Genomic DNA, 26386 nt, shown 5'->3' on the forward strand with positions numbered 1-26386 from the left:
ATACCAATTAACTCAGCAGAATAAGCCAAAAATTCAAATTATAAAGTCATTGGCTTAAACAGGATTCGGGTTAAGTAAGCTTAAATGACGCTTTGCTGAGGTGTTAATATAACAAAATTGGGCTCACAAAAATTAATTAAGTACCTGAATAAAAACAAAAAAGCGCCAAGTAAAATCTTGACGCTTTTAATTTTATAATTTTAATTTAGTTTAAGCTTGGATAGTCGATATAGCCTTCTGCTACATCAGTCCCAATCATATTTTCAAGCTTTAATTCATTGAGTGGTGCATCTAATAATAAACGCTCATATAAATCAGGATTGGCAATATAGGCTTTACCAAACGACACTGCATCGGCTTTGCCTGAAGCTAATAATTCAATCGCATCGGCACGGCTTAAACGCATATTGGCAATATATGGCACCCCATTAGAGCGCTGTTTCATATACTCAGAAATACTGTCTTCGGCAAGGTATTCACGGGTAAAGAAGAAAGCAATATTACGCTTGCCTAACTCCTCCATCACATAACCAAAGGTTTCACGTGGAGCCGCATCGCCCATATCGTGCTCATCACCACGTGGAGCTAAATGTACACCAACACGCCCTGCACCCCACACTTCAATTAAAGCATCGACCACTTCCAGTAAGAAGCGAGCACGATTTTCAACTGAACCACCATATTGGTCATCACGTAAGTTGGTTGTGCTTTGTAAGAATTGATCTAATAAATAACCATTGGCTGCATGTACCTCTACACCATCAAAGCCTGCTTCTTTGGCATAAATTGCAGCTTGTTTGTATTGTGCAACAATGGCCTGAATTTCAGATACATCTAATGGACGCGGTGCAACATATTCACGTTTTGGACGCAGTAAACTCACGTAACCGGCTTGTTGTACCTGACTGGCTGACACAGGTATTTCGCCATTGAGTAAATCTGGATGTGATACACGCCCCACATGCCAAAGCTGTGACACAATTAAGCTGCCTTTAGCATGTACAGCATCGGTCAATAATTTCCAACCCTCAACTTGAGCTTGGTTAAATAGCCCAGGGGTATTTAAGTAACCATTGGCTTGTTCTGAAATTACCGTGGCTTCAGCAATAATTAAACCGGCACTGGCACGTTGAGCATAGTACTCCGCCATCATTGCTGTTGGTACACGGTCTTTGGTCGCACGGCTACGGGTTAATGGTGCCATGACCACACGGTTTTTTAATTTAAGATCGCCAAGCGTTAAAGGAGCATTGAATTCAGCCATAATTACCTCATCACTCAATTTAAAGTGAGTGTTGTAAATGATTAATATAGTGCTGAATTAAGGCTTCGTTACGAGAAAAATACGACCATTGCCCATGCTTTTGTGCTTGGATTAAACCTGCTTGCTGTAATACCGACAAATGATTTGACATGGTCGACTGGGATACATTGCCAAGGCGCTCAATTTGCCCTGCACACACACCACGTTCAAAATGACCACACTCTTCAGCCGGTAAATATGCTGCTGGGTCTTTAAGCCACATTAAAATCTGCCGTCGCGTGGGATTCGCTAAGGCTTTAAAGATTAAATCAACATCCATAGACATAGACCCTCTTCACATTACACAAAGGCCTAATTCAGCGTTGTATTAATATATCGTATTTTTTAGATATTAATATCTATTTTTTACGATAAACCATCAAAACACTGCATTAGACCCTTGAAAAAACTTATAGACCTTGTTTTAAGCTGGCTTCAATAAACTTATCTAAGTCACCATCTAAAACTGCACCTGTGTTGGAGTTTTCTACACCAGTACGTAAGTCTTTAATACGTGAGTCATCTAAAACGTATGAACGAATTTGGCTGCCCCAACCAATATCAGACTTGGTATCTTCTAAGGCTTGAGCGGCATCGGTACGTTTTTTCATTTCCAATTCGTACAATTTTGCACGTAATTGCTTCCAAGCATGGTCACGGTTAGCGTGCTGTGAACGTTGGTTCTGACATGCCACAACAATACCGGTTGGTGCATGCGTTAAACGTACCGCAGAGTCAGTTTTGTTAATATGCTGACCACCTGCCCCTGAGGCACGATAAGTATCGGTACGTACGTCGGCCGGATTAATATCAATTTCAATATTGTCATCCACTTCAGGCGACACAAACACCGCAGAGAATGAAGTATGACGACGGTTACCTGAGTCAAATGGTGATTTACGCACTAGACGATGTACACCAGATTCGGTACGTAACCAACCGTATGCATACTCGCCTTCTACACGAATAGTCGCTGACTTAAGACCAGCCACATCACCATCAGATTCTTCCATCACTTCAGCTTTAAAGCCATGACGCTCGATCCAACGTAAATACATACGTAGCAGCATAGATGCCCAATCTTGTGCTTCTGTACCACCAGAACCGGCTTGAATTTCCACATAACATGGGTTTGGATCCATCGGGTTACTAAACATACGACGGAATTCAAGTTTAGCCAACTCTTCTTCAGCAGCGCTGAGCTCTGCTTGTACGTCAGCCAACATTTCTTCTTCATCTGCTTCAACCGCCAAATCAAGCATGGCTTGTGCATCTTCAAGTTGGTTGGTTAAACCATCCAGCACATTGAGTACGTTTTCAAGCTCGCCTTTTTCTTTGGCCATGGCTTGAGCACGACTTTGATCATTCCAAATCGCAGGATCTTCTAACTCGCGTAGAACCTCTTCTAAACGCTCTTTCTTTAGATCGTAGTCAAAGATACCCCCGTAGTGTTTGACCACGGTCGTTTAAGTCTTTTAGCTGTACTAGATAAGGATTAATTTCCACGTTCGTCTCTCAAACAAATGTAAGCGTTAAATAGCCAAAGATTATAGCACAGCCACCTTTTAGATTTTTAAATAGGCGGCAGATGCAACATTTGCTAATTTAGCCGTAATTTTAACTGTTGTTGTCTTCATAATTTATTCTTAATTAGATACAAATGCGCATAATTTACGTGAATTCTTACAATTTCAAATAAAAAATACATCTTTAAATAAAAGCCAGTCAAAAAATAAATCAATAAAAATCAAAGCCTAATAAAAATTAATTTACATAACATTACCAAGTTCACAAAACGGTAACTTTGCAGAGATTGACGATATTTGAATATGCTCTAGACTAAAACTTGTAACAAGAAATTTATTATTTTAATCAGTTTCAGAGGGGTGGACATCCATGAAAAAATTAGCAATTGCATCTGCACTTCTTTCCGCTATTGCATTCACAGGCACAGCAACACATGCTTACCAAGCTGAAGTTGGCGGCTCTTTAGGTTATGTTGACCCAGATCGCGGTAGTTCAGGCGAATCTTATGGTTTAAATGGTACTTACTACTTTAACCCTGTTCAAACACGCGATGCTCCACTGGCTGAAGCTGCTTATCTAGATCGTGCAAGCAACGTGAGTGCGCATGTTCAATTTGATGATGTAGGCGCTGCAGAAGAAACCAAATACGGTGTTGCAGGTGAATACTTTGTACCAAATTCTGATTTTTATTTAAGTGCTAATCTTGGTCGTACAGACGTAGAAGAGCGTGGTTATGCAGATGTAGATACCACAACCTTTGGTGCTGAAGTCGGTTATTTCTTTGCTCCAGGTTTGTTAGTTGCTGCAGGTCTTAAAGGCTATGACAATGACTTTACAGATGGTACAGATCCAACATTACGTGCTAAATATGTAACTACATTAAGCAATGGTAAAGATATTAATTTAGAAGCCGGTGCTGCATTTGGTGATCTAGATGAATACCGTATTGCCGGTGATTACTACATCGACAAAACCTTTAGTGTTGGTGCTGATTATACTGATAATGACCTACAAGAAAGCAGCGAACTTGGCATTAAAGCCCGTAAGTTCTTTAATCCTCAATTAAGTGTTGAAGGTCGTGTAGGTTTTGGTGAAGTCAATACAGTTGACTACAACAAGTTTGGTCTGGCTGCGAAATATCGTTTCTAAGCATTGACTCCACATTAAATTCAAAAAAACCGCGCCATGGCGCGGTTTTTTTATTGGCTTAAGTGAATAACTTTAAGCTGTAAACTCACCTGCCCATTAAATTCATTCCGATCAAGTTCATAAACTAAATGTACCTGATCTTGCATAGGATCAAATTCATATTTGCTTGCTGCATTAAATGCAATCGCTTCGAGCACCTGTCCATGTTCTACAGCTAAACGTAGCTTTAAATGCACTTCTTTTAACCAACGAAAATCCACAATTTTAAAAGTCCCCTCAAACACAGGACTTGGGAATTTTTGTCCCCAAGGACTTAAATTTTTTAGTAAATCAACTGTATTTAAAGTGAGCTCTTGCGTGCTCAATTCACCATCGGTCCATAATACTGCTTGAAACAATTCTGCTTCATAAGTGGCAATTAAAGCTTCAAAACGTGTCTTAAACTCAGCAAAATGTTGCTTTTTAATGGTCAATCCTGCTGCCGCTGCATGTCCACCAAAATGCGTAACTAAGTGTGGATTTTGCTCTGCAAGCAGTTCAATCGCATCACGAATATGAATGCCGTCAATAGAACGTGCTGAACCTTTAATATGCACCCCATCTTCATCACAGGCAAAAACAATACTTGGGCGATGAAACTGCTCTTTTAAACGCCCTGCTACAATGCCAATTACGCCTTGATGCCAGTGTGGTTCAAACAACACTAAAGCATGTGGTAAATGCGCTTGATCAAGCTCAATTTGCTCAAGGGCGGTCATTGCATCTTGTTTGATTTTGCCTTCTACTTGACGTCGTTCTAGGTTTAATTGGGTCAGTTGCTCAGCTAATGGATAGGCTTGTTCTAAACTTGGCGCCAACAAACACTCAATGCCGATATCCATGGTTTCCATGCGTCCAGCAGCATTAATTCTTGGACCAATCACAAAGCCTAAATCAGATGCTGACAGATGCGCGGCATCACGTTTAGCTAAATCAAGTAATGCCAAAATACCCGGGCGACATTGCTGCTGACGAATACGCTGTAAACCGGCATCAATTAAAATACGGTTGTTATAATCTAAACTTGCCACATCTGCATATGTGCCTAAAGCCACCAAATCTAAATACTGCACCATCGCCACATGGCTTTTGCCTTGTTGTTTACGTTGACTGGATAAATTTGCCAACACATAAAAAGCTACCCCCACCCCGGCTAAGGCTTTACTCGGAAAAGTACAACCTAATTGATTGGGATTCACTACAGCTTCAGCTTGCGGGGTCGGTTTAGTGGTCAGGTGATGATCGGTGATAATCACTTGCATGCCATGATCTTGCGCTTGTTGCACACCTTCATGGCTTGAAATACCGTTATCGACAGTAATTAATAGATCAGGCGTAAATTTTGCAAAGGCTAAATCGGCAATGGCAGGTGTTAAGCCATAACCATACTTAAAACGATCTGGTACTAAATATTCAACATCAGCACCCATTTGGCGTAAAGCAAGCAGCATCAATGTAGTACTGGTTGCGCCATCGGCATCATAATCACCCACAATCACAATTTTTTGCTGTTGATCAATGGCTTGATCCATTAAAGCAATCGCTTCTGCTAAACCTAACATGGTGGGTGCAAGTAAATGTTTAAGTTTAAGTTCTAACTCTTGAGTGGACTGCACCCCACGGCGCGCTAAGATTTTAGCCACCAAAGGCGACACGCCCTGAAAATTTTCAGGGCGTGTTAGAAATGGGCGTTGTTGAACAAGGATCTTGGTCATTTAAGGCATCAGACGTTGTAGCTTCCAGTTGCCTTCAATTCTTTCATAAATTACCCGATCATGTAAGCGATTTGGTCGGCCTTGCCAAAACTCATAGTGCTCAGGCACTAAACGATAGCCACCCCAAAATTCAGGTTTTGGCAATTGAGCTTGGCTTGCCACTTGCTCTTGCAAAGTTTGGAAGCGATCTTGCAGCTCTTCACGACTGGCAATTACACCACTTTGCGGGGTACTAATATGCGCTGCAATTTGGCTTTCGCGCGGGCGCTTATGATAGTAATCTGTTGATTCTTGCTCAGAAATTTTCTCTACACCGCCTGAGATACGCACCTGACGTTCAAGTTCAGGCCAGTAAAATAAAATCTCTGCATAAGGATTGGCAGCTAAATCTAAGCCTTTTTGACTATCATAATTGGTATAAAAGTCATAACCTAGATCCGTTGCCCCACGTAACAATACAGTACGTACATGTGGACGACCACGAACATCAGCTGTTGCAATCGACATAGCATATGGTTCATGTAATTGTGCCGATAAGGCTTGGTTAAACCACTGTAAAAACTGTTGATGTGGGTCAGTGTGAACTTGACCTTCATGCAACTCACCTTTTTGATAGCTTAAACGCAGTTCACTTAAATCTTTAATTACATCAGTCATGAGATTTCCTTAAGCAGCGTTGCTACGTACAGCGTCCGCTAAATGATTAGCTAAAGCGGTGACTTCGGCTAAGTCATCACCTTCAACCATCACGCGAATCACAGGTTCTGTACCTGATTTACGAATTAACAAACGACCACGACCTTTAAGCTGTTGTTCAGCTTGGTTAAATTCAGTCACCAAAGCCGGCACGTTGTAAGGGTCAAACATGGCATCTAAACGCACATTGACCAATACATTTGGCAATAGTTTAAAGTCAGCGACCAATTCAGCTAAACTTTGCTGACGCTCGATCATTACAGTTAATACTTGCAATGCTGCAATAATCGCATCGCCTGTGGTGCTCTTATCTAAAGTGAGGATATGACCTGATGGCTCACCACCAGTTACCCAAGCATGTTGCTCTAAGCCTTGTAATACATAACGGTCACCGACTTTAGCACGTATAAATGGCACATTTTCTTGCTCTAAAGCCAATTCTAAAGCCATATTGCTCATGAGAGTGCCCACAATACCCGCAGGTTTTTGCGTCGCTTTAGTGGCTAAAATATACAAAATATGGTCACCTGTGATTTCTTGACCGTTTTGGTCAATCATAATCACACGATCTGCATCACCATCAAAGGCAATACCTAAGTCGGCTTGATGTTCAAGCACAGCAGCTTTTAGGTTTTCAGGATGGGTTGAACCACAGTTTTCATTAATGTTTAAACCGTCAGGCTCATTAAAGATGGCAATGACTTTAGCGCCTAGCTCACGGAACACAGCAGGACCTACGCTGTAGGCTGAGCCATTGGCACAATCCACCACGATTTTAAGATCATGCAAATCTAAATGGTACGGGAAAGTTGACTTACAAAATTCAATGTAACGACCGTTGGCATCTTTAACGCGTACGCTTTTACCTAAGTTGGCGGTATCTTCAATGATCAAGTCTTTTTCAAGTTCTTGATTAATTTCTTCTTGTAAGCTATCAGGTAGTTTTTTGCCTTCAGCTGAGAAGAACTTAATGCCATTATCAAAATACGGGTTATGCGATGCTGAAATCACAATACCTAAACTTGCATGTAAAGCACGGGTTAAATGGGCAATCGCAGGGGTAGGTAACGGACCCAACAAATGTACATAGACCCCAGCGGCATTTAGACCTGCTTGTAGAGCAGCTTCTAAAATATAACCTGATAAGCGGGTGTCTTTACCCATCACCACAATAGGTTTTTTCTTTTTACTGTTACGTTTTAATACTTTACCCGCGGCAAAACCTAATTTTAAAGCAAATTCAGGGGTAATGGGTAAAACACCAAACTTACCACGAATACCATCTGTTCCAAAATAACTCATATTCTGCTCGCTATATTTTTATTGCTGCATATTGGGCAGCACTTGGTTTTTAATGGCAAATACTTTATCACCAAAATGTAAAAAAGCCGTCATTTTATGACGGCTTTTTCAATCTCTAGGTTAAGTTAACACATTAACCTACGCGATAATTTGGTGCTTCTTTGGTAATCGTTACATCATGTACATGTGATTCAGACATACCTGCTGCGGTGATTTTCACGAATTTCGCATTTTGACGAAGATCGTTAATCGTTGCAGAACCGGTATAGCCCATAGATGAACGTAACCCACCCATCATTTGATGTACGATATTGCCCATTGGGCCTTTGTACGGTACACGACCTTCAATACCTTCAGGCACTAACTTTTCAGCGCCTGCTTTGGCATCTTGGAAGTAACGGTCAGCAGAACCTGTAGAACCTGCCATCGCACCTAATGAACCCATACCACGGTATGCTTTGTAGTAACGACCTTGGAAGAATTCAACTTCGCCCGGTGCTTCTTCAGTACCCGCCATCAATGAACCAACCATGATGGTGCTTGCACCTGCGCCAATGGCTTTGGCCATATCGCCAGAGAAGCGAATACCACCATCTGCGATCAATGGAATTTGTTCTTTAAGTGCATTTGCCACAGCATCAATTGCTGAAATTTGTGGCATACCAATACCAGCAACAATACGCGTGGTACAAATTGAACCAGGACCGATACCCACTTTAACAGCATCAGCACCCGCATCAAGTAAAGCAAGCGCTGCATCACCTGTTGCAATGTTACCGCCAATCACTTGAACTTGTGGATAGTTGGCTTTAACCCAACGTACACGCTCAATTACACCTGCTGAGTGACCATGTGCTGTATCTACTACAATTGCATCCACACCTGCTTCAACCAATGCTTCAACACGGCTTGGTGTTTCTACGCCTGTACCTACAGCCGCACCCACACGTAAACGACCTAAGTCATCTTTACAGCTGTTTGGATACAATTCCGCTTTGCGGAAATCCGTCACTGTAATTAAACCTTTAAGCTCGTTGTTGGCGCCCACCACAATCACTTTTTCAATGCGATGTTGTTGTAATAGAGCTTGGATGTTTTCTTTAGATTCGCCTTCACGCACAGTCACAAGACGGTCTTGACCGGTCATGATGTTGCTTACAGGTTGTTCTAAATTGGTTTCAAAACGTGTATCACGACCTGTTACGATCCCAACAACTTTACCATCTTTAACAACAGGTACACCGCTGATATTGTTGGCTTGAGTTAAGGCCATTAACTCACGAACAGTTGTTTCAGGCGTTACAGTAATCGGGTCTTTGACCATACCCGCTTCAAATTTTTTCACACGGCGTACTTCTGCAGCTTGTGCAGCAATATCCATGTTTTTGTGCAAAATACCGATACCGCCGTTTTGCGCCATTGCAATCGCCATACGAGATTCAGTCACAGTATCCATCGCTGCTGAAACAAGTGGGATATTTAATTCAATGCCGCGAGTTAAACGTGTCTTTAGCGAGACATCTTTTGGGAGGACAGTAGAGTAGGCAGGGAGTAATAGGACATCATCGAAGGTTAACGCGTCTTGAACGATGGTCAACATAACAGTCTCACTGGTAATTTCCGTGCGCTATTATAAACAAAATTTTGGCTTTTATTCATTTAAATTTACATAAAGAGTCGAAAAATAATTCTATCTTGCTGAATAGTTTATAAGTTTAGTTAAAACAAACCCTTATTTCTGATGGTCTTTTTCATTCTTTTTTCAATTTAGCCAAGGGCAAAGCAAGCTTTGCCCTTAAATTTAACATACTTGATCGAAATCTTCATCGTTGGTGGCAGGGCGTGTATCAATATTGATCAATGGGATCATGTTGTGCACCGCACGGGCTTTATTACACTGTGCATCGCCTGCTTGTACTTCTTGGCAGCTTGAGCTACGAACACTGTATACGCCACAACTTACCGCTACGCCAATGTCACCTTGTAATGCAATACAGCGCGGCTTGGCCTGATTGGTGCCTACCATACAGCTATATACAGGAGTTACCGGTTCTGTGTAATGCTCAGGCAGATTTAAACCCTCTGCCCAATAAAAAGAAACACGAAAGTGCGCACAACACGCACCACAACTCAAACATGAATCTTCGCTTACCGATTGCGATAACATTTTTTTAGCTCTTTTCGTCTGCAACTTCTTGGACGGAAAAGTTTAAAAAAACTGTTTTTCTCAATCAATATTTTTTTATGATCTATTGGTCTTAGTACGGATAGCTAAAAACGCTTTCATCCATTAAATCGGTACCACATTCAAGTGTTTCGACCCAATCTAAAAATTGATTGACTTTGGCTTTGCCCACAAAAGGTAAACCATGCTGTGGCACAATCATGTCTACATCCATAGTACGTACCATATTCACCCATAAGCGAATCACCTTATTGCAGCACATATAACGCTGATGAAAACCTTTCATCTTGGCAATGTGCATATCAAAGTCTTCTACAATGGCTTTACCATCTTCGACAATCGATGCGCCCATATCGCCTGAAAATAAGATTTTTGCCAGTGGATCATAAAACTGAAAATTACCCACTGAATGTAGAAAATGCGCCGGCACAGCCACAATTGAAGATTCACCCAAAGGAATCACTTGGCCTGGATCAGGCAGTTCAATCAAACGATCCAGCCAATTACCTTTCATACGGTCGGTCATAAAAGCTGAGTTTAAATGCGGTAAAAAGCGCGCCCACAGTTTAGAAGCAACAATCTTGGCATCGGTATACACCAACCAACGCGGCATAGAGGTAATAATATCGGGGTCTTGATGCGATGCCATGACGTAATCTAGGTTCTTCAGCTTGGTATAGCGGCTGAGTTCCATAGTCAGTGGCACATAGGTTAAATCACCGCCCGGATCAAGCACGGCAGCACGTCCATGGTCAATAATCAAAAATTGATTAGCTTGAATACCCTCACCCTGCACAAGGCTTGTAAAGCTAATACATTTATGGGTGCCATTATCAAATAAGACTTGTGAAGTGGTACGTTCAAGTGCCATGTAAATCCCCTTTGCAGGATGTTTTGCATTGTTTATATTAATTCCACACAAAATATATGCTTTTCTTGCAAGTTACAATCACGACAAAGGTGTAATTCGGCAGTAACTACAATAGATATGCATAACCTGACACAGATTTTTGCATCGGTTATGCGCTTTTATTTAAAAAAAGTAGTACTGCAACAAGGTCCAAACACCAATGCTTAAAAAGATCACAGCACTGACTTTATGAATTAAGGAAATTGGCAGCTTGTCGGCAAGTTTATTGCCAATAAATACCGCAGGGGCATTGGCCAACATCATACCTAAAGTAGTACCGAGCATAACCCAAACCAAACTATCAAAACGCGCAGCCAAGGCCACGGTGGCAATTTGGGTTTTATCACCAATTTCGGCTAAGAAAAATAAAATAAAGGTTGCACCAAATACGCCATAACGCTGCCATTTATTAATGCTTTCAGTTTCATCGTCTAGCTCATCTGGCACAAGCATCCACAGTGCCATAGCAATAAAGCCAAGTGAAATAATCCACAGTAAAATTTCAGGGCTAATGACAGTCGTGACCCATTGCCCTAAAGCCGCCGACAAACCATGATTAATAATGGTCGCAAGTAAAATGGCAATTAAAATAGGAATAGGTTTTTGATAACGTGCAGCAAGTAACAGCGCTAAGAGTTGGGTTTTATCACCCATTTCAGCAAGCGCGACAATGGCAGTTGAGAGTAAGAACTCATACATGATGTTTTTCTCTGGCTAGCATACATACCAATGACCTATCCCTCCTGCTAGCCAAAATCTGCAGAGTGATAAATCAAAGGTCTTGCCAACAAAAGAAAGCTTAATTAAAGCCCATTTGGTTCTTTGCTATGATGACCATGCTCGGTTTAGAGCAAATATGTTGACCATCACCCTTTTGCTTTGCGCAAAAGGCGGCTACTCCCCAATGAAGTGCTTTGATTATAGTCAACTTAAACTGGATTTACAAATGACAATAAAAAAACCCTGCCGTAGCAGGGTTTGTCTCTTTTTTCTTTCTCCCTCTGGGAGAAATACAAAGAGGGCTTAGATCAACAAAGTACGAATGTCTTTAAGAAGTTTAGTTAACTTATTGGTAAAGCGTGCCGCATCCGCACCATTAATCACACGGTGATCGTATGACAATGAAAGCGGAAGCATAAGCTTCGGATCAAAACCTTGCCCATTCCAAACCGGTTGCATTGTTGCAGGTGAAATACCTAAGATTGCAACTTGAGGCCAGTTTACAAGTGGGGTAAATGCTGTACCACCAATTGCACCAAGGCTTGAAATGGTGAAGTTTGCACCTTGTAGGTCTTTTGGCGATAATTTCTTATCACGTGCTTTTTGACCTAGCTCACCCAATTCAACCGCAATTTGCTTAATTGATTTTTGGTCTGGGTTACGCAGTACAGGTACGGTCAAACCATCTGGAGTTGCTACTGCAATACCCATATGAATTTCGTTACGTAACAATACAGATTTACCATCATCAGCTAAGTGACCTGCAAACTCACGCTCTTCTTTAAGCAAGTGTGCAACTGCTTTAATGATGAACGCCATAATGGTCAGGCTCACGCCTTGTTTCTTAAAGTTGCCTTTAAGATCATTACGCCATGCTTCAAGCTCAGTGATGTCTGCTAAATCAAACTGGGTCACTTGTGGAATGTAGTTGTTTAAAGACAACTGCGGAATTGACACTTGTTGTAAACGCGTCAACGCTTTTTCTTCCACACCACCAAAGGCATCAAAACTTGGTAGTTTTGGTAAGCCAGCAGCAACCGCAGCCGCCACTGGAGCAGCAGCAGGTGCTGGTGCAGTCAGACGCGTTTTAACATAAGCAAATAAGTCTTCTTTCATTAAACGTGCATGTGGGCCAGATGCTTTCACTTCTGCCAAAATTACGCCTAATTCACGTGCAAGCTTACGTACCGCAGGACCTGCATAGACTTTTGAATTGGCTGCATTTTGTTCTTTGGTCAGTTTATCTGCCGAAGGTGCTGGCGCTTGTGCAGGTGCAGTAGCTGCTTTCGGTGCTTCAGCTTTTGCTGGCGCTTGTACAGGCGCAGGTGCAGCAGCAACTGGTGCCGCTTGACCCATCGCTTCAATCGTGACTAAAGCAATGCCTTCAGATACGTTTTGACCTAAAGTTACATGAATCGCAGTGATTACGCCTGTTGCTGTGCTTGGTACTTCAACCGTTGCTTTGTCAGATTCAACCACAATGATGCTTTGGTCTTTTTCAACCTTATCACCCACTGCAACTAAAATCTCAGCCACAGCTGCTTTGTCCACACCTAAATCAGGCACAGCAATGTCAACTTTACCTGCTGCTATAGCAACAGGCGCTGCCACTTCTGCTGTTGCCGCTTCAGGAGCCGCTTGTGCAACTTCAGCTGGTACTGGCGCAGCAGTTGGAGCCGTCGCAGAACCTGCAGTTTTCACTTTTAGGATCACAACGCCTTCTTTGACATTGTCACCGACTGAAATTTCAATGGCAGTGACAGTACCTGAAATCGTGCTTGGCACTTCTACAGTCGCTTTATCTGATTCCACCACGACGATGCTTTGATCTACATCAATTTCATCGCCTACAGCAACCAAGATTTCAGCCACAAGCGCTTTTTCAACACCAATGTCAGGTACTTGCACATCAATCACTTGTGATGCTGCTGCCGCTACAGGCGCAGCTTGTGCTGCAACAGGTGCTGCCGCTTGAACTTCTGCTTTAGGTGCTTCAGCTTTTGCTGCTTCAGCAGCAGGTTTTGGTACTGCCTGACCTTGTGCTTCAAGTTCTACCAAAACCGCACCTTCAGCAACGTCGTCACCAAGGCTGACTAAAATGCTTTTCACCACACCTGCCGAAGTGCTAGGCACTTCAACAGATGCTTTGTCAGATTCAAGCAATACAATGCTGTCATCAACAGCAATGGTATCGCCCACTTTTACCAAGATTTCAGCGACTGTCGCTTTATCTACACCAATATCAGGAGTCGTAATTTGCATGCTTAGTTCTCCTCTTTGTAGTCAGCAACAGCGTGTACTGATGGAGTCGCTTGAGGCGCCCAAGCCACTGGACGATCTGTATCTAATTCAAAGCTAGAGATCGCGTCTTTGACTAAACGTGCATCGACTTCGCCTTCGTCAGCCAATTTTTTCAACGTTGCTACAACGATGTGTGCCGCATCTACACCAAAGTAGCTACGAAGTTTGGTACGTGTATCTGAACGACCGTAACCATCAGTACCCAACGCTACGAATGGGCGGTTGTCTGGAAGATACGCACGAATTTGTTCGCTGTATGCACGCATATGGTCTGTTGCCGAAACAACGATACCTTTGGTGCCACGAAGTTGTTTCGCCACCCAAGCTTCTTGTGTTTCTTCAGCCATTGGATGTAGACGGTTGTATTCTTCACACGCCATACCATCACGCGCAAGCTCGTTAAAGCTGGTTACGCTAAATACATTTGAATGAATTTGGTATTCGTCACGTAAAATTTGCGCCGCTTTAATCACTTCACGCAAAATGACACCTGAACCCATCAGCTGAACAGTTGCTTTTTCATCTTCTTGCAGTAAGTACATACCACGTTTAATGCCTTCCTCAGCACCTTGTGGCATTGTAGGATGCTCGTAGTTTTCGTTCATTACCGTTAAGTAGTAGAACACACGCTCTTGGTTCACATACATGCGTTGTAAACCGTCATGTACAATCACAGCAAGTTCATAACCGAAACATGGATCATAAGAGATACAGTTTGGAATCGTGTTTGCTAAGATGTGTGAGTGACCATCTTGGTGCTGTAAACCTTCACCGTTAAGTGTTGTACGACCTGCAGTTGCACCTAACAAGAAGCCTTGTGCTTGTGCGTCGCCTGCTGCCCATGCAATGTCACCAATACGTTGGAAACCAAACATAGAGTAGTACATGTACATTGGAATCATTGGCAAGTTGTTGGTTGAATAACTGGTTGCCAACGCAGCCCATGCGCTCATCGCACCTGCTTCGTTAATCCCTTCTTGTAGCATGTGACCGTCTTTTGCTTCACGGTAATGCATCAATTGTTCTTGGTCTTCTGGTGTGTATTTTTGACCGTGAGCGGCATAAATACCCAATTGACGGAACATACCTTCTAAACCAAATGTACGTGCTTCATCTGGAACAATTGGCACAACACGGTCTTTAATGGCTTTTTCTTTCAATAATGAAGAAATTAAACGCACCATGACCATGGTAGTCGATTGCTGCTTACCATTTGAACCTGCAAGTACTGCATCAAATACAGACAATTCAGGAATTGCAAGCTGTTCACTTTCTTTACGACGTGCAGGTAAGTAACCACCTAATGCTTCACGACGCGCCTTCATGTATTTCAATTCAGGTGAGTTTTCGCTTGGACGATAGAATGGAACTTCTTCTAATTGCTCATCGGTAAATGGCAAGTTAAAACGGTTACGTACATATTTAAGCGATTCAAGCTGCATTTTTTTGATTTGATGGGTTTTGTTAACCGCTTCAATCTCATCAGATAAACCATAACCTTTTACAGTTTTGGCTAAAATCACTGTTGGTTGACCAGTTGATTTCATCGCTTCTGCATAAGCTGCATAAACCTTGTACGGGTCGTGACCACCACGGTTTAAGTTATCGATGTCTTCATCGCTTAAACCTTTAACAAGTTCTTCAGCTTCTGGGTATTTACCAAAGAATTTAGCACGTGCATAAGCACCACCTTTTACTTGTAAACGTTGGAATTCACCATCAACGGTTTCTTCCATCACTGCTTTTAAAGCACCTGATTCGTCTTTAGCAAGGAGTGGATCCCAATGACGACCCCAAACGACTTTAATCACACGCCAGCCGGCACCACGGAATAATGATTCAAGTTCTTGAATGATTTTGCCGTTACCACGTACCGGACCATCTAGACGTTGTAAGTTACAGTTGACTACCCAAATTAAGTTGTCTAACTTTTCACGACCGGCTAAGGCAATTGCACCTGTACTTTCTGGCTCATCCATTTCGCCATCGCCAAGGTAAGCCCATACCTTACGATTTTCTTCTTTGATCAAGCTACGATTCATCAAATATTTTTGAATGTGCGCTTGATAGATCGACATAATTGGACCCAAACCCATTGAAACGGTTGGGAACTGCCAATAATCCGGCATTAAGTATGGGTGTGGGTACGATGGTAAGCCAACACCGTCTACTTCACGGCGGAAGTTGTTTAAATGATCTTCAGTTAAACGACCTTCTAAGAATGAACGTGCGTAGATACCCGGTGCACAGTGACCTTGGTAATAAATCATGTCACCGCCAAAGTGATCACTATTGGCACGGAAGAAATGGTTAAAACCAACATCATACAACGTCGCTGATGATGCAAAACTTGCTAAGTGACCACCAAGGTCGTCGCCAGTTTTGTTAGCACGTAATACCATGGCCAACGCATTCCAACGAATGAGGGCACGGATACGGCGTTCCATGTCGGCATCACCCGGCATAGCGGGCTGTTCTTCTACAGAAATTGTATTTAAGTAAGGTGTATTTAAGCGCTGAATGGGAACATGCTTTGCAATCGCGCGCTGATACAATTTTTCTAATAAAAAGGCAGCACGTTCTGTACCCATGTGTTCTAACACAGAGTCAAACGCTTCTTGCCATTCTTGGGTTTCTTGCGCGTCGGTATCGCCATAAAACGCCATAATTACTATCCCATATACCTAGTTTAGGATGTATATGTATCATACTTTAGGCGTAGTAAGTTATCGTTGTAGCTGAATAGCAAATCCGAGGTGTATTTCATAACTAAATAGTTGCTGTTTAATACTTAAACAAATTAACAAAAAACCGCCAATTCAGGCGGTTCTTTATACAACAACTATTCTTTTTCAGTGATAGCCTAATGTTTAAAGAGGCTTTTTAATACAGCTTAGGCAAGCAACTGAATGTTTTAAGTGTTGACAATTTATCCATGTAGGCGCTTAAAGCCACCCAATTAACGTAACATCGCTAAATAAGGTGATGGATTTTTACGCTGACCGTTCTTGACCACTTCATAATGTAAGTGAGGGCCAGTACAGCGACCGGTACAACCCACGTTAGCAATATGCTGACCTGCTTTTACACGCTGACCAACTTTTGCAATTAAACGTGAAGCATGTGCATAACGGGTTACATAGCCATTACCATGGTTAACTTCCACGTACTGACCATAGCCTGTACCCCAACCTGATTTAGTCACTACACCCGGACCTGTAGCATAAATTGGTGTACCTGTCGGTGCTGCTAAATCCAAACCTGAGTGTTTTTCGGCGCGACCATTCATAGTACGACCGCCATAGTTTGAACTTACACGACCATTTGGCAATGGGTGGTTAAGCAACCAAGAATATGGGCTAGCACTTGCGGAAATATTTTGTAAAGAAGCTGAATAATCAGTACTTGTGCTTGGATATTTTTTCTCAAGCATCTCGTTATTGAGTACAGTAGTTTTTTCTGCACCACGAATAGTTACATTCAGTTCAGTTGGCTTAAGTTCAGCAATTTTAGCTGCTGGTTTAAAGTCTGAATATGAACCTTGAGCCAATGTTTTGGTGAGTTGCTCAAGTGCATCCTCATTTGACTCAACTTTTAAATCCAATACTTGAATTTTAGGTTGCGTATTCAGATCAACCAATTCAGCTAAAGCTACGGTTGACGCTGAAGCTGCTAAAGTACACGCTACAAAAATACGTCGCAAATGCATAAAAAACCTCTTTAAACTGTCTTTATCAAAGTTCCCTTGTCTGAATTTCTTCCTTGATATCCAACAAAAGAAGCGCATAAGATTAAGACATAAATATGAAGGAATGATGTATGTCTGAACCTGTCAACGTCTTTGGGCAAACAAGTCAACATTTAAAAACAGGAAACTTAACGTTTCTTTCAAGCCAAGTTGCTGCTTGGCAGAAACTGAGTAAACTCATCCAACCCATCCTGCCCCAACCGGAGCAATGGCAAGTTGTGTGTTATGAAAATGGTACTTTGACGATTACCGGTGAAAATCAAGCCATGATTAGTCAGCTTGGTTATCTACAAAAGCAATACGTACAACAATTGTCACAAATTTCTGGTCTAGAGCATTTACACAAGATTCAGGTACGTTTGCGGTCTAAAACCCAAGCACCTATAAAAAATCCGAATTGTTCTAGACAGTTACAAGCAGAAACACAAGACATGCTCCGCGATGCTGCTTGCTTTGTGAGCGACCCTAAGCTTAGCCAAGCTATGCTACGTTTGGCAAGCAAAAAAAAGTAATTCTCATTTATGCTTAGACCAAATGATGAATAAAATTCGTGACTTAAATCACAAGTGTATCTGTTACATTATTACATTTACATGAAAAGACAAGAGCTTATGCAATTGTTACATAACTGATGGGACATTTTTCAACGTCATCAAATGTTACAATTTCATAGCTACTTGGATCATTTTTCACATTGCGTAGTAACTGATTATTCAGGGCATGACCTGATTTATAGCCATCAAATTTTGCAATGATTTGATGCCCCATAAGGTATAAATCACCTACTGCATCTAAGATTTTATGTCTGACAAATTCATCAGAAAAACGTAAACCTTCTTCATTGACTACACCGGTGTCATCTACGCCAATCGCATTTTCAAGACTAGCGCCTAAAGCCAAATTGTTGGCTTTTAAGTAATCAAGGTCTTTCATAAAACCAAAGGTACGCGCTTCACTGACTTCATAGACAAAGGTTTCGGTTGAAAAATCAATCGTGGCAGATTGATATTCTTTTTCAAACGCAGGATGGTCAAAATCAATGGTGAAATTCAGCTGAAAACCTTGGTGTGGGGTAAAAATGGCTTTTTTATCCTGAATTAAGGCTTCAACAGGCTTTAAGATTTTAATGAATTTCTTGGCTGCATCTTGTTCTTGCAAACCACCTTGCATCAGTAAGTAAATAAATGGACCAGCGCTGCCATCCATAATCGGTAATTCTGAAGCAGAAACTTCAACAATTAAATTATCAATGCCTAAACCGGCAATGGCACTCATGACATGCTCAATCGTGCCCACTTTGGCATTGTCTTGTACCAAGTTAGAACACATAAATGCTTCTTGAATCAGCATGGCATCGGCAGGAATATCCACCACTGGATCTAAATCAATACGACGAAACACAATCCCCCCGTCCGCATGGTGAGGCACAAAGTTAATAAAGACTTTTTGACCACTGTGCAAACCAATACCGCTCGCTTTCACGACACGTTTTAGGGTTCTTTGCTTCAACATATCCGTCCAATCTATTCGCTTAAACCGCTATACGTTAGCATACTTAAACCTGATGCAAAAACAAAAAGGTAGCCCGAAAGCTACCTTTTACGTTGTAACAGTGTAAACATATCTTGTTACATATTACTTACGCTGTTGATTTTTAAGATAATCTTGAATGCTCATTGGTGTTGGACGACCATTACCTGTTGGAGCAACTGGTGTACTTGGCGCTTCTGTGGTTTGACGCTGAATGGCAGGTACATCATCATCATCCACTGCTGTTTGCTGTGCTGCTGAAGCATTCGGTACTGTTGGATTAGCCGCTGGACGTTTCACCACATCGGCAGCATCGGCTGAATTACGGGTTAAACCTGTGGCAATCACAGTTACGCTGATTTCATCACGCGCATCTGGGTCAAATACCGTACCGTAGAACACTTGACCTTCATCAAGATCGACGATTTGATTAACCACATCGGTGATCTCTTCAATTTCACCAAAAGTAACGTCATCGCCACCGGTCACGTTAATTAAGATGCCTTTGGCATTCATAATCGTGACGTTATCTAACAATGGGCTACGAATCGCTTGTTCAGCAGCTTGACGGGCACGGTTTTCGCCACGACCTAAACCTGCACCCATCATGGCATAACCACGTGTGCTCATCGCAGTTTTTAAATCGGCAAAGTCAAGGTTAATATGACCTGGACGCACTACAAGATCAAAGATACTACGTACCGCATTAAGCAAAACATCGTCGGCTTTTTTGTAGGCATCTTTCATTGAGATGTCACGGAACACTTTAAGCAGACGTTGGTTTGGAATAATAATCAAAGAATCAACATGTTGCTCTAGTGCTTCAATGCCTTTTTCTGCTGAAAGTAAACGACGTTTGCCTTCAAAATTAAATGGCGTGGTGACTACACCCACAGTCAAAATGCCCATCTCTTTAGCAATTTCAGCCACAACAGGCGCAGCACCCGTACCTGTACCACCGCCCATACCTGCGGTAACAAATACCATGTCAGTACCTTCTAGGTGCTGGCGAATGATCTCACGACTTTCTTCAGCCGCAGCTTGACCCACTTGCGGGTTTGCGCCTGCGCCTAAACCACGTGTGCTTTGCTCGCCCAACTGAATTTTAAATTGCGCATTCATGCGATCAAGCGCCTGACAGTCGGTATTGGCACAAACAAATTTTACGCCTTGGATGTCAGATTCCAACATGTGTTGCACAGCGTTACCACCAGCACCACCTACACCAAACACAGTAAAACGGGCTTGACCGTTGCTATCTGTTTGATCATCTTCAAAAAATTCAAATGAGGCCATGACCTTGAGAGTTCCTAATTCATAATTGGCAGCCACTTAAAGCCCGTACACTGCCTTATATTTAATAAATAAAAATTGCTTTAAAGCATGCTGTTCAAGTGACGGCTTGTCAAGTCTAAGCTTAATTTGTAGCCGCAATTGTGAATGCTTTTACCGCATATCCACCTAAAAGAATGATTTCAACTTATCGTTTAAACCAGACCAAGCGCGGCCAGCACGCTTCCAAAATGAAACTTCATCAGTTTCTTCGTCCTCAGAAATCGCTTCGGGCAATTCACTTTGGCTAAACATCAACACTCCTGCTGCTGTTGCATATTGTGAACGATGTAACGCCGCTTGCTGCGTATCTTCGCTATACACCGCAGTTGGCGGATTGGCTAGATGTGCAGACACCCCTAGCATACGACGCACAAAATTCACCATGCCTTCAATTTGACATGCATCACCTGCAAGGACCACGCCATGATAAAGCCCTTGTAAAGCACCCGTTTTTTCTAACTCTTGACGGATTTGCCCAAAAATTTCTTCGTAACGCGCAATAATAATATCAGTCAGCTCAATTCGACTAATGGTTTGTGGACCATCAATCCCTTGAATCTGAATCATATGGTCAGGTTTCACGACTTTTTGATCCACACAACCATACTGTAATTTAATACGCTCTGCTTCTTCGGTCGTAGTTTGCAACACCGCTGCAATATCGCGTGTGACATGTTCACCACCACGTTGCAAGGTATGCGTCAGTGCCAAACGACCCTCAATATACATTGCCACATTGGTGGTACCTGCACCAATATCAATTAAACACACACCATATTCTTTTTCATCTTTTAACAGGCAAGCTTCTGATGTGGCAAGGGTTGAGATCACCATTTTTTCGACGCCAATATTAGCGCCCTTCATAGCACGGTCTAGGTTTTGCATCGTGCTAATCGGCAATTGCATCAACTGATAATGACCAGTCATACTATTGGCCGACATGCGAATTGGGTTTTGTACCCATTCACCCGATTCATCTAAATCAAAACCTAAAGGCACAGCACTGACTAAATAGTGATCTGAACTGACCTGACTGGCTTTAGCAAGCTCAAGCGCACGCACCACCTCGCTAGTGGTAATGGTGTGATCGGCATTGGTAATGGTAGTCGTGCCAAAGGCATAGCAACTTTTTAACTCTGTACTTGGAATAGACACCCAAGCAGAATGCACACGGCATTCAGCCATATCTTCGGCTTCTTGCACAGCATTTTTAATTGCAGTGATAACTTTATCGAGACTAACAATTTTCCCTTTATTCATGCCTCGGTTACGAGCTGTTGCCATACCAATCACTTGGATTTTATCCGGCGCGTGTACCTTACCAATCAAAACCGAAACTTTGTGCGTCCCAATGTCAATCGCAACAACCGAGGGAACAGCTTCACTCATTATTCACTACTACCATTATGTTGGTTTAATTTCTGGCCTTAAGCCTCTATTTATAAAGCCAAATTATGGCTTTGCCTTGGTTCCTGTTGCAATGCTTTTGTCATCTGTAGTTACAACAAAATGACCGTTTACAATACGCGGTGCCGAAGAATGTTGCCATTGAATCGCTAAGCCATTGCGGTAGCGTAAATCGATGGACGATATTTTTTTCCACACCGGCTTAAAATCAGTTTGTGCCAAATGACTCAAACGTTGCAATTTACTCATAGTTTGATCTTGATCGACAATGACGCGTAGACCTGAATCAAACTGCATAAACCAGGTCATGCGGTCTGTTAAATATAATTCTTTGAGACGCAAATTCACTGGCAGGAATAATTGATTAATTTCATTATAACGACGCATCATCATCTCAGACTGACGCACCGGACCATGTAATAAAGGCAGATGTTGATAGTTTTTTGCACTTACTTCACTAAACACCACACCACTATCACTGAGCAGCCGTCCTGTGCCCCAACGTGCAATTGGATGGCGTGGCATCACGCGCACACGAATGGCGTTTGGCCATGCACGTGACACCACGACCCGTTCAACCCAAGACAGCTCTAAAGTACGATCACGCACCACCTCTAAATCAGAGGTAAAATAGTTTTGAGTGATTACAGGTGCAACATGTTGCACCACTTTACTACTTTCAGCGTTTGAACGTGTACCTACGACATCTAATTTAGCAACCTGTGCATTGGTCATTAAGTTATATAATGCGTAGATGCCTACTGCCAATACAGCGCATGCAATGACCAATAATAACCAACCACCCCAATGCGCAAGTTTTTCTTGCTTGGTCGGTGGTTTGTCGTGAATAGAGGTAATCGCTTTGTTGCGTTTACGCCGCATTGAAGCAGGAAGTTGGACCATGATTTAGTGAGCCGCATCCGTTAAAGTTTGCTCTAAAATCGCAACACACAATTCATCAAAATTATAACCAACTGCTTGTGCAGCTTTAGGCACCAAAGAATGACTGGTCATGCCCGGCACGGTATTGACTTCAAGTAACCAAAAATTACCTTGTTCGTCCTGCATAGCATCAATACGTCCCCAACCACTCGCGCCAACAGCTTGAAAAGCACGTAAGCTTAATGCTTGCAAGCGTTGTTCTTCTTCTGGGCTTAAGCCGCACGGAATACCATATTCTACATCATTGCGCTGATATTTCGCTTCATAATCGTAAAATGCAACGTCTGCTGGTGGTTGCAAACGAATCACAGGTAAGGCCTGACCATTAAGCATAACAATGGTAAATTCACGCCCAGTAATCCATTTTTCTGCCATTACAATCGCATCGTGTTCAGTGGCTTTGGCAAGAGCAGCTGCAAAGTCTTCGATTTTCTCAACTTTGCTCATACCAATACTTGAACCTTCATGTACTGGTTTGATAATAAATGGCAAACCAATAGAGGCCACAACTTCATCCAAATTGGAATCTTTGCTGACAATGCGATAAGGCGCCGTTGGCAACTCAGAGCCCTGCCAAATTTGCTTGGTTTTTACCTTGTCCATACCAATGGCTGAACCTTGCACACCTGTACCGGTATACGGAATATTCAACCACTCCAATGCACCTTGGATTTGACCATCCTCACCGCCACGTCCATGTAACACAATAAAAGCACGGTCATAGCTAACTAATTCAGTCACGCTACGTTGTTGTGGATCAAAAGCTTCTGCCGCTACACCTGAGCGCAATAATGATTCAAGCACAGCATGACCACTATCGAGCGACACTTGACGCTCTGCTGAGTTACCACCAAATAACACGGCTACTTTGCCGAATTTTGCAACATCTAACACGCTAATATCCTTAAAATCTTTAGTACAGCTTTTAATCAAATCCAATCGCAAGCGAATTATTTTAAATACAGATGGTTTTGCGCCAATTCGACTGAAATCCCACCCACATTACCTGCGCCTTGGGTTAATAACAAGTCATTTGCTTGTAACACTTTTTGCAGTGCATTTTGCAAATTTCCCTCTACAGGATCAATCAAAATTGGCTCTACATCACCACGCAAACGAATGCTGCGAGCCAAGGCACGACTGTCTGCGCCCACAATCGGCTTTTCACCTGCACTATAGACTTCAAGGAGCAATAATTGGTCAACTTGCGACAAAACGTCGACAAAATCATCGAAGCAATCACGCGTACGGCTATAACGATGCGGTTGGAACATCATCACTAAACGACGATCCGGATGGCTTTGGCGCGCAGCTTTAATCGTCGCCTCAACTTCTTTTGGATGATGACCATAATCGTCGACCAATTTTACATCACCATTGGTCACTTCAAACTGACCTTGCACTTGAAAACGACGACCGACACCGCTAAAGCTCTCTAAAGCACGGCAAATTGCACCATCGGATACACCTTCGTCGGTGGCAATACCAATCGCAGCTAAAGCATTGAGAATATTGTGCGCGCCCGGCATGTTAATGGTCACGCGAAGTGGCTCACGATCTTTACGCAATACGGTAAAGTGTGACTGCATGCCATCTTGCTCAACATCAACCGCACGAATGTCATTGTCTTCGTTAAAACCATAGGTTAAAACTGGACGACCAATACGCGGCATGATTTCACGTACGTTCGCATCATCGCCACACACTACGGCTAAACCATAAAAAGGCAGCTTTTGTAAGAAGGTCACAAACGTGTCTTTGAGCACGTCAAAGCTACCACCATAGGTGTCCATGTGGTCGGCATCAATATTGGTAACAATGGCAGCCATTGGCTGTAAATGTAAGAAAGTGGCATCTGATTCGTCTGCTTCTGCCACGATATAACGGCTTGCACCCAACGCAGCATTCACGCCTGTACGATTCAGCAAACCACCAATCACATAGGTTGGATCAAGGTTTTCTTCAGCCAACATACAAGTCACTAAACTTGTGGTTGTGGTTTTACCATGTGTACCTGCCACAGCAATACCATGACGGTAACGCATGAGTTCACCTAGCATTTCTGCACGGCGCACCACAGGGATACGATGTTCAATTGCTGCCTTAATTTCAGGATTTTCTTGATCAATCGCTGTAGACACTACAATCACATCAGCATCTTGGATATTGTCTGCTGCATGCCCGATATAGACTTTAATGCCGTTTTCTTCAAGCTGTGCGGTGGTTTTTGAGGCTTTAATGTCAGAACCTGAAACTTTATAGCCTTGGTTTTTCAAAACTTCGGCAATACCACACATACCTGCACCACCAATTCCCACAAAATGAATGTGTTTAATACGGCGCATTTCTGGAACTTTAATTAATTTTTTTGCTTGATTAGCAGGAATAGAGGGTGACATAAATTACTCGGGTAAAAATTCTTGAATTAAACGAACCACGTGTTGGGTTGCATCTGGTTGAGCATGTTGACGGGCTTTGACTGCCATGTGTGACAATGTTCTACGATTCATCAACGGTGCTAAAGTTTCAGCTAAACTTGCCGAGGTTAGCGTGCCTTGCGGACAAATTTTGGCAGCACCTGCATTGGCTAAAAATTTAGCATTGGCTGTTTGATGGTCATCAACGGCGCTTGGTAGCGGCACAAAAATCGCAGCTACACCAGCTGTGGCAATTTCTGTTACAGTCAGTGCGCCTGCACGACAAATAATTAAATCGGCGTCGCTATAAGCTTGCGCCATATCTTGAATAAAGGGTTGTACTTGTACTTTTAAATCCGCAGCGGCACCTGCATAACGCTCGCTTGTTGCCGCCTGATGATTTTGCCCACACTGATGATACACCTCTAAAGGCAATCCCAATTGCATTAATGCTTGAGGTACGCGTTCATTTAAAGCTTGTGCGCCCAATGACCCGCCTACAATCAGCACTTTTAAAGGTAAACCGGCTTTTTCACGCTGCTCATAACGCCAAGCAGGGCTTAAAATTTCAGTGATGTCTTTACGTACCGGATTACCTGTTGCAACCACCTTATTGGCATTTGCAAAAGTATTTGGAAACGCTTCACATACGGTTTTAGCAACGCGTGACAATTGGGTATTGGTAAAGCCTGCTACTGCATTTTGCTCATGAATGAGAACCGGAATCCCTAAAGCACGTGCTGCAAGACCACCTGGACCTGCCACATAGCCACCAAAACCTGCTACAGCATCCACATTAAGCTGCTTCATATACTTCATAGCACTTAATGTAGCTTTTAAGATTTTAAACGGCGCAATCAATTTACGGACTACACCATTACCGCGCACACCTTGAATATCAATTTGATAAATATTAATATTTTGATCTTTTAACAGACGGTTTTCCATACCTGTTGGCGTCGCAAGCCAAGAGACCATCACCCCTTGTTGTTGTAATTGTTTAGCCACAGCTAACGCGGGGAATACATGCCCACCTGTGCCTGCAGCCATCATCATGACGTGTTTAGGTTGTTGTTTCTGCGCTTGGCTCACGGTCTATTTCTTCAATTCAAAGAGGGCTAATGAAAATTCTTTATAAGCGAACAATTGTAATCACAAAT

The 26386-nt window shown here is 42.5% G+C and carries 22 protein-coding genes and 1 riboswitch; of the genes, 2 read left to right on the forward strand and 20 right to left on the reverse strand.

What is annotated here, in order from left to right:
• Nucleotides 1–205: 205 nt before the first annotated feature.
• The 3 genes from Q0017_RS04515 to prfB all read right to left on the reverse strand — a co-directional run bounded on the left by Q0017_RS04515 (nt 206) and on the right by prfB (nt 2809).
• Nucleotides 206–1264, reverse strand: a complete 1059-nt coding sequence (locus tag Q0017_RS04515) for an alkene reductase (protein WP_298143285.1) — start codon at nt 1262–1264, stop codon at nt 206–208.
• A 19-nt stretch (nt 1265–1283) separates the two neighbouring features.
• Complete coding sequence (locus tag Q0017_RS04520) at nt 1284–1583, reverse strand: helix-turn-helix domain-containing protein (RefSeq protein WP_298143438.1); 300 nt, start codon at nt 1581–1583, stop codon at nt 1284–1286.
• 130 nt (nt 1584–1713) lie between these two features.
• Nucleotides 1714–2809, reverse strand: a protein-coding gene (prfB, locus tag Q0017_RS04525; RefSeq protein ID WP_298143288.1) for a peptide chain release factor 2 whose coding sequence is annotated in 2 segments (ribosomal slippage) — nt 1714–2736 and nt 2738–2809 — 1095 coding nt in all. Because the reading frame shifts where the segments join, the coding sequence is not laid out codon by codon here.
• 390 nt (nt 2810–3199) lie between these two features.
• Here prfB and Q0017_RS04530 point away from each other — a divergent pair.
• Entirely contained in the window at nt 3200–3979 is a 780-nt protein-coding gene (locus Q0017_RS04530) for a putative porin (protein ID WP_298143291.1), read from the forward strand.
• 50 nt (nt 3980–4029) lie between these two features.
• Here Q0017_RS04530 and recJ read toward each other — a convergent pair whose 3' ends face one another.
• The 10 genes from recJ to Q0017_RS04580 form a co-directional block, all read right to left on the reverse strand.
• Nucleotides 4030–5733 carry a single-stranded-DNA-specific exonuclease RecJ gene (recJ, locus tag Q0017_RS04535; RefSeq protein ID WP_298143294.1) on the reverse strand — a complete coding sequence of 568 codons (1704 nt, stop codon included), beginning with the start codon at nt 5731–5733 and terminating at the stop codon, nt 4030–4032.
• Nucleotides 5734–6390 (reverse strand): pyridoxamine 5'-phosphate oxidase, encoded by a 657-nt coding sequence (gene pdxH, locus Q0017_RS04540; RefSeq protein ID WP_298143297.1) that lies wholly within the window; start codon nt 6388–6390, stop codon nt 5734–5736.
• A gap of 9 nt (nt 6391–6399) precedes the next feature.
• Entirely contained in the window at nt 6400–7731 is a 1332-nt protein-coding gene (gene glmM, locus Q0017_RS04545) for a phosphoglucosamine mutase (protein ID WP_298143299.1), read from the reverse strand.
• Nucleotides 7732–7864: 133 nt separating this feature from the next.
• Nucleotides 7865–9331, reverse strand: a complete 1467-nt coding sequence (gene guaB / locus Q0017_RS04550; protein ID WP_298143302.1) for an IMP dehydrogenase — start codon at nt 9329–9331, stop codon at nt 7865–7867.
• A gap of 201 nt (nt 9332–9532) precedes the next feature.
• Nucleotides 9533–9898, reverse strand: coding sequence for a YkgJ family cysteine cluster protein (locus Q0017_RS04555; protein WP_298143305.1), 366 nt, complete (start codon nt 9896–9898; stop codon nt 9533–9535).
• A 91-nt stretch (nt 9899–9989) separates the two neighbouring features.
• Nucleotides 9990–10787 carry an MBL fold metallo-hydrolase gene (locus tag Q0017_RS04560; protein ID WP_298143308.1) on the reverse strand — a complete coding sequence of 266 codons (798 nt, stop codon included), beginning with the start codon at nt 10785–10787 and terminating at the stop codon, nt 9990–9992.
• Nucleotides 10788–10949: 162 nt separating this feature from the next.
• Nucleotides 10950–11525, reverse strand: a complete 576-nt coding sequence (locus tag Q0017_RS04565; protein ID WP_298143311.1) for a TMEM165/GDT1 family protein — start codon at nt 11523–11525, stop codon at nt 10950–10952.
• A 72-nt stretch (nt 11526–11597) separates the two neighbouring features.
• A riboswitch (yybP-ykoY riboswitch) is annotated at nt 11598–11741 on the reverse strand.
• 108 nt (nt 11742–11849) lie between these two features.
• Complete coding sequence (locus Q0017_RS04570; protein WP_298143314.1) at nt 11850–13808, reverse strand: 2-oxo acid dehydrogenase subunit E2; 1959 nt, start codon at nt 13806–13808, stop codon at nt 11850–11852.
• A gap of 2 nt (nt 13809–13810) precedes the next feature.
• Nucleotides 13811–16513 (reverse strand): pyruvate dehydrogenase (acetyl-transferring), homodimeric type, encoded by a 2703-nt coding sequence (gene aceE, locus Q0017_RS04575; RefSeq protein ID WP_298143317.1) that lies wholly within the window; start codon nt 16511–16513, stop codon nt 13811–13813.
• 293 nt (nt 16514–16806) lie between these two features.
• Nucleotides 16807–17556, reverse strand: coding sequence for a M23 family metallopeptidase (locus Q0017_RS04580; RefSeq protein ID WP_298143320.1), 750 nt, complete (start codon nt 17554–17556; stop codon nt 16807–16809).
• Nucleotides 17557–17666: 110 nt separating this feature from the next.
• Between Q0017_RS04580 and Q0017_RS04585 the strand changes: the two genes are divergently transcribed.
• Nucleotides 17667–18107, forward strand: a complete 441-nt coding sequence (locus Q0017_RS04585; protein ID WP_298143323.1) for a DciA family protein — start codon at nt 17667–17669, stop codon at nt 18105–18107.
• Nucleotides 18108–18204: 97 nt separating this feature from the next.
• Here the strand turns inward: Q0017_RS04585 and lpxC are convergent, their stop codons facing one another.
• The 7 genes from lpxC to murG form a co-directional block, all read right to left on the reverse strand.
• Nucleotides 18205–19107: a UDP-3-O-acyl-N-acetylglucosamine deacetylase gene (lpxC, locus tag Q0017_RS04590; RefSeq protein WP_298143326.1), complete on the reverse strand. Its 903-nt coding sequence runs from the start codon at nt 19105–19107 to the stop codon at nt 18205–18207.
• A gap of 123 nt (nt 19108–19230) precedes the next feature.
• The gene (gene ftsZ, locus Q0017_RS04595; protein WP_297425414.1) at nt 19231–20421 is read right to left on the reverse strand and encodes a cell division protein FtsZ; all 1191 of its coding nucleotides are present in this window, start codon (nt 20419–20421) and stop codon (nt 19231–19233) included.
• Nucleotides 20422–20586: 165 nt separating this feature from the next.
• Nucleotides 20587–21849: a cell division protein FtsA gene (ftsA, locus tag Q0017_RS04600; protein ID WP_298143329.1), complete on the reverse strand. Its 1263-nt coding sequence runs from the start codon at nt 21847–21849 to the stop codon at nt 20587–20589.
• A 63-nt stretch (nt 21850–21912) separates the two neighbouring features.
• Nucleotides 21913–22770 carry a cell division protein FtsQ/DivIB gene (locus tag Q0017_RS04605; RefSeq protein ID WP_298143332.1) on the reverse strand — a complete coding sequence of 286 codons (858 nt, stop codon included), beginning with the start codon at nt 22768–22770 and terminating at the stop codon, nt 21913–21915.
• A gap of 3 nt (nt 22771–22773) precedes the next feature.
• The gene (locus Q0017_RS04610; protein ID WP_298143335.1) at nt 22774–23703 is read right to left on the reverse strand and encodes a D-alanine--D-alanine ligase; all 930 of its coding nucleotides are present in this window, start codon (nt 23701–23703) and stop codon (nt 22774–22776) included.
• A 56-nt stretch (nt 23704–23759) separates the two neighbouring features.
• On the reverse strand, nt 23760–25208 hold the full coding sequence (murC, locus tag Q0017_RS04615) for a UDP-N-acetylmuramate--L-alanine ligase (protein WP_298143338.1): 1449 nt from the start codon (nt 25206–25208) through the stop codon (nt 23760–23762).
• 3 nt (nt 25209–25211) lie between these two features.
• A complete protein-coding gene (murG, locus tag Q0017_RS04620) occupies nt 25212–26318 on the reverse strand; it encodes an undecaprenyldiphospho-muramoylpentapeptide beta-N-acetylglucosaminyltransferase (RefSeq protein WP_298143339.1) in 1107 nt (368 codons plus the stop codon).
• Nucleotides 26319–26386 lie beyond the last annotated feature (68 nt).

Origin of the sequence: uncultured Acinetobacter sp., from assembly GCF_947624825.1 — a bacterium.
Lineage (GTDB): Bacteria > Pseudomonadota > Gammaproteobacteria > Pseudomonadales > Moraxellaceae > Acinetobacter.